We start from the raw sequence: 13165 nt of genomic DNA on the forward strand, positions 1-13165 counted from the left end.
TACAATTTGGGCATCGATCGATCTCAACTGGATTTTGGTGCGGCAACACGCCGCCCGCTATCTTGTCCGGCAAAACAACAACGCCACACTGGCGAGCTGAGGAGAACGCCCATGTCGAGCCCGACCCGCCGCATCGCGTCCAAAACGCCTCGCGCTGCGATCGCCACCACTCTCACCTTCCTCACCCTCACTCTGGGAGCCCGTGCCGGCATGGCCGAAACCTTCGCCTATGTCGGCAACGCCGACAGCAACGACATCAGCGTGTTCAAGCTGGCCGAGAACGGCGAGATGACGCCGGTGCAGACCGCCGCCTTCACGGGTGTGGAAAAACCTGGAGCCTCGACGCCGCTCGCGATCACGCCGGACCACCGCGTGCTGATCGCCGGCGTGCGCTCGCAGCCGTTCCAGGCGGTGAGCTTTTCGATCGACCCCAAAACCGGCCAACTCAACCACATCGGCAACGGGCCGCTCGCCGACAGCATGGCGAACATCGCCACCGACCGCGGCGGCAAGGTGCTGTTCAGCGCCTCCTATGGCGGCAACAAGGTCGCGGTGAATCCGCTCGGAGCGAACGGCGTGGTGTCCGCGCCGACGCAGGTGATCCCGACAGGGCTGAACGCGCACGCCTTCCTGCCCTCGCCGGACAACCGCTTCGTGTTCGCAACCAATCTCGGCTCCGACCAGGTGCTGAGCTTTGCGTTCGAGCCCACCACCGGTTCGCTGACGCCGAGCGATCCGCCGGCCTACAAGGTGCCGGAAAAATCGGGGCCGCGGCACTTCGTGTTCCACCCCAATGGCAGGTACGTCTACCTGCTCCACGAGCTGAACGGCGATGTCGCCGCCTTTACCTATGAAGCCAGGAGCGGTGCATGGAGCGAGATCCAGCGCACCACCGCACTGCCTGAAGGGTTCACCGGCAAACCCTGGGCCGCCGACATCCACGTCACGCCGGACGGGCGCTTCCTTTACGCCTCCGAGCGCACCACCAGCACGATCGCCGCCTACAAGGTCGATGCGACGAGCGGCAAGCTGACCGCGATCGGCAGCGTCTCGACGGAGAAGCAGCCGCGCGGCTTCAACATCGATCCCAGCGGGCGCTACCTTGCTGCGGTCGGCGAACTCTCCGACGGCATGACGGTCTATGCGATCGACCAGGGCAGCGGCGCCCTGGCCAGGCTGAAATCCTACCCCACCGGCAAAAAGCCGAACTGGGTGGAATTCCTGAGCCTGCCGTGAGGCGCCGCGACCGACCTACGTAATCATCCGCAATTTCAGAAGTCCCGCGTTGCCATCATATGACGGTCATGGACCGCCATATCCTTTTCAAATGCCCGCAGACCGGCATGAACGTGCAGCATCGGCTCGACGACGCGCCGGCCGATCGCACGCATGTGCCCGTGCCGTGCCCGGCCTGCACGCGGCTGCACCTGATCGACCGTTCCACCGGCAGGCTGCTCGGCGATCGCCGGAGCTGAGCTGTCCGCTCGGGGCCGGCATGGAGGGCAGCGAACCTGTTTCCCAATCCCGCGACTAATCAAGGACTTGCCGCGTCAGCCCGGGCGGCGTGGCATCCCCGCTGTGGGACAACGCCGCCGTAGTCCGGACCCCCGCCATCTGCTATCGGTTGGAGGCATAGCCCCCGTGGAATTTCCAATGCGTCATTTGTCCCGTGCCGTCGTTCGAAGCCTCTATCCCGCAGCCATCGCCGGAGCGCTCGTCCTCGGTCCCTATCCGGCCGGAGCCGCCGAAGACGACGCGCCCAAGGGGCCGGCGGTCACGGTGCTGAAAGTCGCAAAATCCTGCTTCTCCGACATCGTCGAGGCCACCGGCACCATCATCGCGCGCGAGGAAACCTCGGTCCGGCCCGAACGTCCGGGCCTGAAGGTGGCGGAAGTGCTGGCGGAGGCCGGCGACACCACCACGGCCGGCCAGGTGCTGGCGCGCCTCGCGCTGCCCGAAGGCGGCACGCTCCAGGTCACGGCCCCCGTGGCCGGTGTGATCGCCACCTCCACCGCCCAGATCGGCAATCTCGCCTCGGCCAAGGGCGAGGCGCTGTTCACCATCGTGGCGCGCAGCGAATACGATCTCGTGGGCCTGGTCGCGACCACCGACGTGCGCAAGCTCGCCGTCAATCAGCCGGCGACCGTGCGGATCGCCGGCGCCGGCGACCTTGAGGGCAAGGTGCGCCGCATCGGCCCGACCGTCGAGCCGAACATCCAGCAGGGCATGGTCTATATCGGCATCTCCTCGCAGAAACGGCTGCTGCTGAACGCGAGCGGGCGTGCGCTGATCAAGACCGGCCAGAGCTGCAACGTCGCAGTGCCGCTCACCGCCGTGCAATATTCGTCGGCCGGCACCGTGGTGCAGGTGATCCGCCGCAACCGCGTCGAGACCAAGCGTGTCGAGATCGGGTTGATGTCGGGCGGCAATATCGAGGTCCGCGACGGGCTCAACGAAGGCGACGTCGTCGTCGCCCGCGCCGGCGCGCTGCTCCGCGAAGGCGACCCCGTGCGCCCCGCGATGGCGAGCGCGGAAGCGGCGAAGTAGCAGCCACGATCGTCATTGCGAGGAGCTCTTGCGACAAAGCAATCCAGAGTCTTTCCGCGGAAAGATTCTGGATTGCTTCGCTGCGCTCGCAATGACGATGGAGAGGCAGTCATGCGCCACGCACGCATGCCGTCGGGTGGGCAAAGCGACTTGTCCGCCATAGCTCGCAGAGCGACGGCGGAAGCGTGCCCACGTCTTCTATCGAAACATTGGAAAGGTCGTGGGCACGGCGCTTTGCGCCTTTGCCACCCTACGAGAGTTCGCGAGCTCTTAGAAAACTAACCGCCGGCCTGGTCGAACTGCACGTCTTCGAGCAGCGAGGACGAGACGGTCGGGACCTGGCCGCCTTCGGAGGCGCGGGAGATGGCGACGCGGGTCTTGTTGAAGACGGCTTCGGCGCTGCCGCTCTGCGCATTGAGATTGCCGAGCAGCTCGCCGACCAGCACGCTGTGCTCGCCCTTGCCGTCGTCGGCGACCTTGCCGGGCGATGCCGAGGAGAGGATCAGCGCATTGTCGGGCGCGTTGATCGGCGCGAGGCCATGGCTGTAGGAACGGAAGCGGCGCTCGTAGGGATTCCGGCGGGAGGCATCGACGACGACGAGCTTGGCCTTGGCGCCCTGCTCCTTCATCATCTCCAGCACGCCCTCGATCGAGACGCCGTGGCGCCGAACGTCGCTTTCCTTCCAGATCACGGCATCGACCGGCAGCATGTAGCTCTCGCGTCCAGCCTGCACGCCGAAACCTCCGAAGAACAGCATGACGACGGTGTCGCGCTTGATCCGCGACTTCAGGCGATTGACGGCGCGGACCATGTCGTCCTTGGTCGCGTCCTCCACCATGTCGACGTCAAAACCGCTCTTGCGCAGGGACGAGGAGAGCGCGCGGGCGTCGTTGATTGACTGCGTCAGCGGCGCGCTGGCGTCGGGATAATGTCCATTGCCGATGACGAGAGCGAGGCGCGAGGTCTGGCCGATCGAGCCGGTGATCTGGTCGGTCGTCACGGCCTTGGCGGCATCGAGCGCACGCATGTTGAGGGCAGCATGGGCGCCGATCACCAGCGAGACCGTGCCGATGAGGGCTGCGGCCACCGCTATGGTGCGTCGGGAAATGTCGAGCTGCCTTACATTCATCTCGGTTCATTCCTGTCAGTGCCAAAGACCAGCCAAGCGCGCGCACACTGTTTGAGTAGCGCGATAGCGTCTTTAGGTTTGAGGGATTGGCCGGGGGAGTGCCCCCGAATTGCGCGCAATTTGCGGCGCCGCACCAAACAAACCCTTAACCGGATATCGCCCTGCCGGCAATAGATCGTCCAAAATTTGAGCTAAGTCGCTGAAGATATTGATTAATTCTCCACGCCGGATTTCTCGATTTATTGCATTCCCGTAACCCTCCGGGCGTCTCATCATGCAGGCCTCGTGCCGGATATTTCTGTGATCACCATCACATTTGTTTTTCCTGCGAATCCGAGTAGCTTTTCAAAGACTTGCGGGGGGTGGTGGGCGGATGGGTGCGCGCTCCTGTTCCCGGGCAAGGCCCCGCGACCAGGTATTTCATGAGCTTTCATTATTTTGCCGGCGCCGCCTGCCGGGCGCTGACGGCGCGGAAGGACGGTCCCTCACTTTATGAGGTCTGCGATCCCGTGCTGGCGGCTGGCGCCAGCGGTGATCCGCATCTGGCGAAGTTCTACAAGACCGCACTCGGCAATCCCGCATTGCGGATGCTGCTGCGGCGGGCCGGGTTGCCCGAGCTGCGCGAGGAAGCGAAGCTGACCCGGCTGCGCCAGGCGCTGGTGCGTGCCCGCGACGAGGCCGAGCCGGATTGGGCGGCGGTCGGCCAGCCCGTGGCCGATCTCGTCGACAGCATTGCGCTTGACCATCCGAGGCCGCCGCCGGCGATGTTCACGGGCTCCGCGCCGCCGCCGGCGCAGATCGACGGCGTGATCCGCGACTGCGCCCAGCACCTGCTCGGCTCGTACCGCCGAAACGGCTTTCTGCCGACCTATGCCGCCTTCAACCTGATCGGCGATCCCGATGTCCGCGGCCGCGAGCTGATCATGGCGCTGACGGGGCTGAACGCACGCGGCTACAAGAATTCCTCGCTGCTGTTCAACCTCGCACGCGTCTTCATCGCGCGCTCGCCCGCGCGCGCCGTGGTCAATCCGCCCTGGAGAGGCATCGCCGAGCCGATGTGGGAGCCGGTGCAGATCCGCCACCGCTCGGCCTATTACGATGCGTTCTTCATCGAGGCGCTGCTCAGCTTCATCGAGACCGGGCTCGCCTCGCTGGCCGACAAGACCGCAGCAGAGCGCGCCATCGCCGACATGGTCGATTTCTGCGTCAACATCAGCCGCGAAGAGGTCGAGGGCATCGATGGGACGCGCTTCAACGTGATCACCGCGCTGGCGCCAGCGCCGCATCCGCGCTTCTCGCGCTTCTTCGCGCAGATCAAGCAGGACCTCGGCTTCGGCGTCTATGTGCCGGATTGCGACACCACGGCGTGCTCGATCTCCGCGGCGACGCAGGCCGGCTGCCTTGATGCGATCATCGACCAGCCGCTGCTCGACTTCTATAGCGGCTATCAGGTGCTTGCCGGCGTCAACGAGCCGCGCGTCACCGTGCCGCTCAACGACAATATCGACTATGAAGGCGGGGTTGCGACCTGGATCGACAATCTCAAGGGCGAGCGGCCCTATGGCAACGATCTCGATCCGACGCTCAATCTCGACATACTCGAGGTGAGCTTTCGTAACCTGGCGCGCTGGAAAGTACTGGAAACACCGGCGCGGCTCGCCACCGTGCATCGGATCATCGGCTTCCAGAAGCGCCTGGCGGCGAGCGGCGCCTTCGCCAATCCGCGCTCGCACATCTATTATCTGCCGGAGCTCTACAGCGCCTATTTCGGCCGCTGCTATGCAGCCTTCCTGGCGCTGCCGCTGGCGGCGCAGACGGCGATCGACCCCGACGGCGATTTCGATTTCATCCGCCACCGCGTGCTCTCCTACGTCAAGGGCGAGCTGATGGCCGCGGAGATGAACGTGTTCGACGCCGCGCTGGCGCTGATCGCACTCGGCCATCTCGGCGCCGACCCGCGTGCCTTTGCGCCGGCGCTGAACGTCATCATCGCCAACCTCGGCGAAGGTGGCCGCCGCGGCCCGTTCCGCGCCTATGAATGGAACAAGATGAAGACGCCGACGCGGATCCTGGTCGGCGGCCCGGAGGTGACGTCGGCGTTCGTGCTGATGGGACTGGCGGTGGCGAAGCGGGCGATGGCGCGGGGGTGATGAATCCTCTTACCCTCCCCTGGAGGGGGAGGGTAAGCAAAGCCGCTACAATGACAGGAAGTTGAAAGCCCAACCGTTAGGCATATGCTGGCCGAGTGGCCAAAAGCCGACCACAATCGCGCGGCTTATCGAGATTTTCCTGAACACCCGGACCGGCATGTTGCGAAAATTCCTGATTGCGCTGTTCCTGCTTGCCCCTTCGCTCGCCCAGGCTGCCGACATCACCGGCACTGCAAAGGTCCGCGACGGCGATTCCATCGTGATCGGCAACACGCGCATCCGGCTCGGCGGCATCGACGCGCCGTCCTCCGACCAGCTCTGTCTCAACACCAAGAGCGAACGCTGGACCTGCGGCGTGGCCGCGCGCGAGGAACTCGCCAAATACACCGAAGGAAAGACCTGGGTCTGTCACACCCGCGCGATCGACCGCCGCGGCCGCACCGTCGCGCGCTGCGACGTCGGCGGCGAGGACATCCAGAAATGGCTGGTGCGCAGCGGCTGGGCGCTGTCCTACACCCGCGTCTCCCATGACTACGACGCCGATGAAGCGGCCGCGCGCGAGGCCAAGGCCGGCATGTGGCAGGGCGCCTTCATCGCGCCCTGGGACTGGCGCGTGCGCAACAAGAAGACGACGATATTGGGCGCCACCAAGCCGCCGGACGGCGCGCATTCCGTGCTGCTCGCCTCGGCCTCGGGGCCGGTCGCGCCCTCGCCGGACTGCACCATCAAGGGCAACGTGAACAGCGCCGGCGAGTGCATCTATCACCAGCCGACCAGCCGCTGGTACACCCAGATCAAGATGAAGATCAGCAAGGGCACCCGCTGGTTCTGCTCGGTCGAGGAGGCGGAAGCCGCCGGATGCCGCGAGACCAAGAGATAACCCACGTCAGACCTGCGTTTTGGGTGCTTTTCTTGCATCTCCACGCCGCGTAAAAGTGAGATTCAGCAACCCACCATCCTGTTCTCAAGCAACAAGGACCAATGCAATGACCGTTCGCGCGGGCCGGGAATTTCTGGCCATCCCCGGGCCCACCACGATGCCCGACGAGGTGCTGCGGGCGATGCACCGTCCGGCGATCGACATCTACTCCAAGGAGATGCTCGACCTGACCGAGAGCCTGCTTAGCGACATCTCGAAACTGTTTGCGACCAAGGGCAAGTCCTACATCTACATCGCCAACGGTCATGGCGCCTGGGAAGCTGCACTGAGCAACGTGCTGTCGCGCGGCGACAAGGTGCTGGTGCTGGAGAGCGGCCGCTTCGCGATCGGCTGGGGCAATGCGGCAGCGCTGATGGGCGCCGAGGTCGAGGTGCTCAAGGGCGACTGGCGTCGCGCGGTGCGGCCGCACGAGGTCGAGGAACGCCTGCGCCGCGACAAGGAGCACAAGATCAAGGCCGTCGTCGTCGTCCAGGTGGATACGGCCTCGGGCGTGCAGAACGACATCGAGGCGATCGGCAAGGCGATCAAGGCGAGCGGCCATCCCGCGCTGTACATGGTCGACACCGTCGCCTCGCTCGGCTGCATGCCGTTCGAGATGGACAAATGGGGCGTCGACGTCGCGATGTCCGGCTCGCAGAAGGGCCTGATGACGCCGCCCGGCCTCGGCTTCGTCTCCGCCAATACGCGCGCGCTCGAAGTGCACAGGAAGGCCAATATGTCGACGCCGTATTGGAGCTGGAGCGAGCGCGAGGGCGCCGAGAATTACCGCAAATATGCCGGCACCGCGCCGGTGCACTTGTTGTTCGCGCTGCGCAAGGCGATCGACCTCTTGCACGAGGAGGGCCTGGAGAACGCCTTCCGCCGCCACAGCCTTCTCGCGGAGGCCGCGCGCCGCGCGGTTGCGATGTGGTCGGAAGGTCAGGTGCTCGGCTTCAACGTTGCGGAAGCCAGCGAACGCTCCAACACCGTGACCACGGTGACCATGAGCAACGGCCATGATCCGGCGGTGCTGCAACGCTATTGCAAGGACAAATGCGGCGTCGTGCTCGGCACCGGCATCGGCGACCTCTCGGGACAGGCCTTCCGCATCGCCCATATGGGTCACGTCAACGCGCCGATGCTGCTCGGCACGCTCGGAGTGATCGAGATCGGATTGAATGCGCTGAATATCCCGCACGGCAAGGGCGGGCTTGAGGCGGCGGTGTCGTATCTCGGTGAGGAAGTGGCGGCGTAAATATTCCGCTGTCGTCCCGGCGAAGGCTTCTTTCTTCCTTCTCCCCTTGTGGGAGAAGGTGGCGCGAAGCGCCGGATGAGGGGTCGTCTCCGCGAATCTCATCGCGAGAGTTTGATGCGCGGATAGAGACCCCTCACCCGTCTCGCCGCTGCGCGGCGAGCCACCCTCTCCCACAAGGGGGAAGGGGAAGATCACTGTTCCACGCGATACGCTTCCACCTGCTTCTTCAGTTCGTCCAGCGACGCGAGCGGCGCTTTCGGATCGACGCGATATTCTCCGCTCGCCAGCCACTTCAGCACCAACGCGTCCACGACCGGCGAATGGTGGATGACGTCGCTGTAATTGTCGAGATCGTGCGTCACCGCCTTGATCGCTCGGAAATCGTGCAGGCGCACGTTCCGAATCTGCGCCAATCGCTGCGCAATCACCGCCGTGAGATCGGTGACGATCTTCAGCGTCTCGGGTGAGGCATCGCGCATCGCGACGAATTGCAGGATCGAATAGGGCGGGAAGTAGACGTCGAAGGTCACGTCCGGATGGCGCGTGATGAGACCAGCGGCATCGTGCTCGAAGTGCCGGACCATGGCCTCATAACCATAGCCTTCGCCGAGAAAGCGACTGCGCACCGGGCTGGTGATGTAGGCGAAGGCGGCGAGCGTCTTCGTCGCATTGTAATCGCGCGCAATATCGAAATTCCGCGGCAGCGCGTAGATGTCGTCGACCTCGGACAGCGCGAACTTGACGGGGAGAAACGGTGCTGCGCGAGAAAGCGGCTGCTGCAAGGGCGGGATCGATCGCAGCAGCACGAACAGCGATTCCTTCGCCATCGCCGCACTGAAGACGTAGGACGCAATCCCCCTGGGCGTCCTGCGATAGAGATCGACGGACAGATAGGGGTCGGCCTCGATATCGGCCGCGTCGACGAAGCTGAAATCGTCCATCGCCCAGATCACGCGCCGCGCGCCGCGGTCGATCGCCTGCTCCAGCACGAAGGCCTGCTGACGCGAGTTGGAGCCGGTCATCGCCAGCTTGAGCGAGCGGACGCCGAGCGCGCGGTCGATGTCGCTCTGACGGAAATGGATCGCGAGCGAGGTGCCCATGAAGGCGGTGTCGAACGACTGGCTGCGGATCAGCCCGGCATTCTGCACGCGCGTATCGTCGGAGTAGAACGCCCGTCGCGAGGGACGAAACAATTGCAGGGGATCGACGACATAGGTGAGCACCGCCGCGCCCAGCAGGCACACCATGCTGGCGAGGAGAAGGCGCTTCAGGCTGGTGAACGATCCGCGCATCAGAACCGGAAATAGATGAATTCGCTGTGGCTCTGGATGCCCAGAATCCCGAAGGCGAGCACCAGCGACGCCGCATAGAGGGCCAGCGGCCGCATGCGTCCTGTCTGCAAGGCTTCGCCGACCCGGCGGTTGCCATGATCATAGCCCATGATGTCCTGCGTGTTCGGCGCCAGCCACACCAGCGCCGCGTAGATCATGACCAGCACCAGCGCTGCGATCTCCTCGCGGCCGAAAACGATGTTTGAGGGATCGGCCATGGCGTGGAGCACCCGCAGCGCCCAGGTAACGCTCTCGGCGCGGAAGAACACCCAGGCGATGACGACTGCGAAGAAGGTCAGCACAGCGCCGGCGATACGGACCGGACGCGCAAGCAACGCCGGAACGTTCGGCACCAGCGCGTTGAAGGCGTGGTTGATGCAGAGATAGGCGCCATGCAGCATGCCCCAAACGACAAACGTCCAAGCGGCGCCATGCCAGAGCCCGCCGAGCAGCATCGTGAGCATCAGATTGACATAGCGCAGCACGCGGCCGCGGCGGTTACCGCCGAGCGGGATGTAGAGATAGTCTCGCAAAAACTGCGACAGCGTCATGTGCCAGCGCCGCCAGAACTCGACGATGCTGGAAGCCTTGTAGGGCGAGTTGAAGTTGACCGGCAGGAAGATACCGAACATCAGCGAGATGCCGATCGCCATGTCGGAATAGCCGGAGAAGTCGAAATAGAGCTGGAACGTATAGGCGAGTGCGCCAAGCCAGGCCTGATCGAAGCTCGGCGAGCGTGCCTCGAAGGCGAGCGCGACCAGGGGCTGGATGCCGTCGGCAAGGCAGGTCTTCTTGAACAGGCCGATGGCGAAGATGATGACCCCGCACAGGATCAGATGCGCGCGCGGATGCTTGGAGTCCTCCCGCTCGAACTGCGGGATCATGTCCTTGTGGTGGAGGATCGGCCCCGCGATCAGATGCGGGAAATAGGTCACGAACAGCGCATAGTGCGGCAGCGCATAGGCCGAGACCTGTCTGCGATATGCATCGACCAGGAACGCGATCTGGGTGAAGGTGTAGAAGGAGATGCCGACCGGCAGCAGGATTTGGATCGCAAGATGCGTGCCGAACAAAGCGTTGATGTTCTCGGTCGCAAAGCCCGCATATTTGAAGATGCCGAGCACGAGCAGATCACCGGCGACACCGAGGACCAACGCCGCCCGGCGCTGTGACGCCGTGAGCTCGGCTGCGATCAGGAGATAGCCGACGCCGTAATTGAAGGCGATCGACAACAGCAGCAGACCCACGAACTGCCAGTTGCCAATGGCATAGAAGGCCAGCGAGGCGGCCGCCAGCCAGATCACCGGCGCCAGATTGCTGCGCCGCCCAAGCCAGAAATAGCCCGCCAGCACGGCCGGCAGGAACAGCAGGATGAACGGGTAGGAGTTGAACAGCATCAGGCTGGACCGGCGGCGGGGATACGGAGCCTAAGCATACAAGGGGCGGATCAACAACCCGGCGACTTGGCGCAGTCCCGCTGGCAATCCGCGGAATCGGAACGATATAAGGGAACGCGCGAACAAGGCGGCGGCCCCTCTTCTCCCTCTCCCCGTTCTTACGGAGAGAGGGTTGGGGTGAGGGGCCTCTCTCCACACGCGAGATGGTCGGGGGACCTGTACCCCCTCACCCGCCGCTTCGCGGCGACCTCTCCCCGCAAGCGGGGCGAGGTTAAGACAAGACGATGCGCTGACGAACGAGGACCGAGTGACACAAGCAAAGACGCCTTCTAAGCCCCCCGTCGCCCCGCGCCGGCCGCATTCCTTCACGCGGCACGGTATCGCCGTGACCGACGACTATGCCTGGCTGAAGGACGCGAAATGGCAGGAGGTGTTGCGCGACCCCAAGATACTCGATCCTGACATCCGCAAATATCTGGACGAGGAGAACGTCTATACCGAGAGCCTGCTCGGCCATACCGCGCCCCTGCAGAAAACGCTGGTCGGCGAGATGCGCGGACGGATCAAGGAAGACGATTCCAGCGTACCGTCGGCGGACGGTCCGTTCGCCTATTTCCGCAGGTTCCGCGAAGGCGGGCAGCACGAGCTGTTCGGCCGCATGCCGCGCGACGGCGGCGAGGGCGAAATCGTGCTCGACGGCGATGCGCTCGCCAAGGACCACAAATATTTCAAGTTCGGGGGCAGCCGCCACTCCTATGATCACAAGCTGCAGGCCTGGAGCGCGGACACCAAGGGCTCGGAATATTTTTCGATCCGCGTCCGCGACTGGGCCACGGGCAAGGACCTCGACGATCTCGTCGAGGAGACCGACGGCGGCGTGGTCTGGGCCGCGGACTGCAAGAGCTTCTTCTATGTGAAGCTCGACGACAATCACCGCCCGATGCAGGTGTGGCGGCACAAGCTCGGCACCAAGCAGGCCGACGATAGTCTGGTCTATGAAGAGCAGGATGCCGGCTGGTTCACCCATCTGCACGAGAGCACCAGTGGCCGTTTCTGCGTGATCGCCGGTGGCGATCACGAGACAAGCGAGCAGCGGCTGATCGATCTCGCTCATCCCGAAGCACCGCCGCGCCTGGTCGCAGCGCGCGAGGACGGCGTGCAATATTCGCTCGCCGATCGCGGCGACGAGCTGTTCATCCTCACCAACGCCGACGACGCCATCGACTTCAAGATCGTCACCGCGCCGCTTGGCTCGCCCGAGCGCAAGAACTGGCGCGACCTGATCCCTTATCGGCCCGGCATCTACATCATCGACCTCGACCTCTATGCCGGACATCTGGTGCGGCTGGAGCGCGCCAATGCGCTGCCGTCGGTCGTGATCCGTGACCTCGCGACCAAGGACGAGCACGCCATCGCCTTCGACGAAGCTGCCTATTCGCTCGATACGATGGGCTCCTACGAATTCGAGACGACCAATCTGCGCTTTGCCTATTCGTCGATGACGACGCCGTCGGAGGTCTACGACTACGACATGGTCAAGCGCACGCGCACCCTGCGCAAGCGGCAGGAGATTCCGTCAGGCCATAACGTTGCCGACTACGTCACCACGCGCATCATGGCCAAGGCGCAGGATGGCGCCGAGGTGCCGGTCTCGATCCTCCATCGCCGCGGGCTCAACCTCGATGGCACGGCGCCGCTGCTGCTCTACGGCTACGGCTCCTACGGCATGGCGATGCCGGCCTCGTTCAGTGCCAACCGCCTGTCGCTGGTGGACCGCGGCTTCGTCTACGCCATCGCCCATATCCGCGGCGGCGCCGACAAGGGCTGGGGCTGGTATCTCGACGGCAAGCGCGAGAAGAAGACAAACAGCTTTGATGATTTCGCCGCCAGCGCGCGTGCACTGATCGCGGCGAAATACACGAGTGAAAAACGCATCGTCGGCCACGGCGGATCGGCCGGCGGCATGCTGATGGGCGCGGTGGCCAACCGCGCTGGCGAATTGTTCGCCGGCATTGTCGCCGAGGTGCCCTTTGTCGACGTGCTCAACACCATGCTCGACGACACGCTGCCGCTGACGCCGCCGGAATGGCCGGAATGGGGCAACCCGATCGAGAGCGAGAAGGATTTTCGCACCATCCTGTCGTATTCGCCCTACGACAATGTCGCGGCGAAGGACTATCCCGCGATCCTGGCGATGGGCGGCCTGACCGATCCGCGCGTCACCTACTGGGAGCCCGCCAAATGGATCGCGCGGCTGCGCGCCACCATGAGCGGCGGCGGCCCGGTTCTCCTCCGCACCAACATGGGCGCCGGCCATGGCGGCGCCTCGGGACGGTTCGACCGGCTCGATGAAGTCGCGATCGTCTACGCGTTCGCGCTGTGGGCGGCGGGAATCGCGGAGGCCTGATCTTCTCCCTCTCCCCGCTTGCGGGGAGA

Annotated in this window: 10 protein-coding genes; 7 read left to right on the forward strand and 3 right to left on the reverse strand. The window is 64.5% G+C overall.

Annotation, left to right across the window (positions count from 1 at the left end):
* Nucleotides 1-111 precede the first annotated feature (111 nt).
* From A5906_RS27870 to A5906_RS27880, 3 genes are all read left to right on the forward strand, one after another.
* On the forward strand, nt 112-1236 hold the full coding sequence (locus A5906_RS27870; RefSeq protein WP_080138432.1) for a lactonase family protein: 1125 nt from the start codon (nt 112-114) through the stop codon (nt 1234-1236).
* 59 nt (nt 1237-1295) lie between these two features.
* The gene (locus A5906_RS27875) at nt 1296-1475 is read left to right on the forward strand and encodes a hypothetical protein (protein ID WP_080138433.1); all 180 of its coding nucleotides are present in this window, start codon (nt 1296-1298) and stop codon (nt 1473-1475) included.
* A 178-nt stretch (nt 1476-1653) separates the two neighbouring features.
* Nucleotides 1654-2547 (forward strand): efflux RND transporter periplasmic adaptor subunit, encoded by an 894-nt coding sequence (locus tag A5906_RS27880; protein WP_080138434.1) that lies wholly within the window; start codon nt 1654-1656, stop codon nt 2545-2547.
* Nucleotides 2548-2825: 278 nt separating this feature from the next.
* Here A5906_RS27880 and A5906_RS27885 read toward each other — a convergent pair whose 3' ends face one another.
* Nucleotides 2826-3677 carry a caspase family protein gene (locus tag A5906_RS27885; RefSeq protein WP_080138435.1) on the reverse strand — a complete coding sequence of 284 codons (852 nt, stop codon included), beginning with the start codon at nt 3675-3677 and terminating at the stop codon, nt 2826-2828.
* 422 nt (nt 3678-4099) lie between these two features.
* Between A5906_RS27885 and A5906_RS27890 the strand changes: the two genes are divergently transcribed.
* From A5906_RS27890 to A5906_RS27900, 3 genes are all read left to right on the forward strand, one after another.
* Entirely contained in the window at nt 4100-5827 is a 1728-nt protein-coding gene (locus A5906_RS27890) for a hypothetical protein (protein ID WP_080138436.1), read from the forward strand.
* A gap of 157 nt (nt 5828-5984) precedes the next feature.
* Nucleotides 5985-6707 (forward strand): thermonuclease family protein, encoded by a 723-nt coding sequence (locus A5906_RS27895; RefSeq protein ID WP_080138437.1) that lies wholly within the window; start codon nt 5985-5987, stop codon nt 6705-6707.
* 106 nt (nt 6708-6813) lie between these two features.
* Nucleotides 6814-8001, forward strand: a complete 1188-nt coding sequence (locus A5906_RS27900) for a pyridoxal-phosphate-dependent aminotransferase family protein (RefSeq protein ID WP_080138438.1) — start codon at nt 6814-6816, stop codon at nt 7999-8001.
* Between the two features lie 191 nt (nt 8002-8192).
* On the opposite strand, the gene A5906_RS27905 is transcribed toward A5906_RS27900, so the two are convergent.
* Together A5906_RS27905 and A5906_RS27910 are read right to left on the reverse strand one after the other, a co-directional pair.
* Nucleotides 8193-9293 carry a hypothetical protein gene (locus A5906_RS27905; RefSeq protein ID WP_080138439.1) on the reverse strand — a complete coding sequence of 367 codons (1101 nt, stop codon included), beginning with the start codon at nt 9291-9293 and terminating at the stop codon, nt 8193-8195.
* Nucleotides 9293-10729 (reverse strand): MBOAT family O-acyltransferase, encoded by a 1437-nt coding sequence (locus A5906_RS27910; RefSeq protein WP_080138440.1) that lies wholly within the window; start codon nt 10727-10729, stop codon nt 9293-9295. Before A5906_RS27910 ends, A5906_RS27905 begins: the two co-directional genes overlap by 1 nt.
* A 307-nt stretch (nt 10730-11036) precedes the next feature.
* Between A5906_RS27910 and A5906_RS27915 the strand changes: the two genes are divergently transcribed.
* Nucleotides 11037-13136, forward strand: a complete 2100-nt coding sequence (locus tag A5906_RS27915) for a S9 family peptidase (protein WP_080138441.1) — start codon at nt 11037-11039, stop codon at nt 13134-13136.
* Nucleotides 13137-13165: the final 29 nt, after the last annotated feature.

This window comes from Bradyrhizobium sacchari (assembly GCF_002068095.1).
Classification (GTDB): domain Bacteria; phylum Pseudomonadota; class Alphaproteobacteria; order Rhizobiales; family Xanthobacteraceae; genus Bradyrhizobium; species Bradyrhizobium sacchari.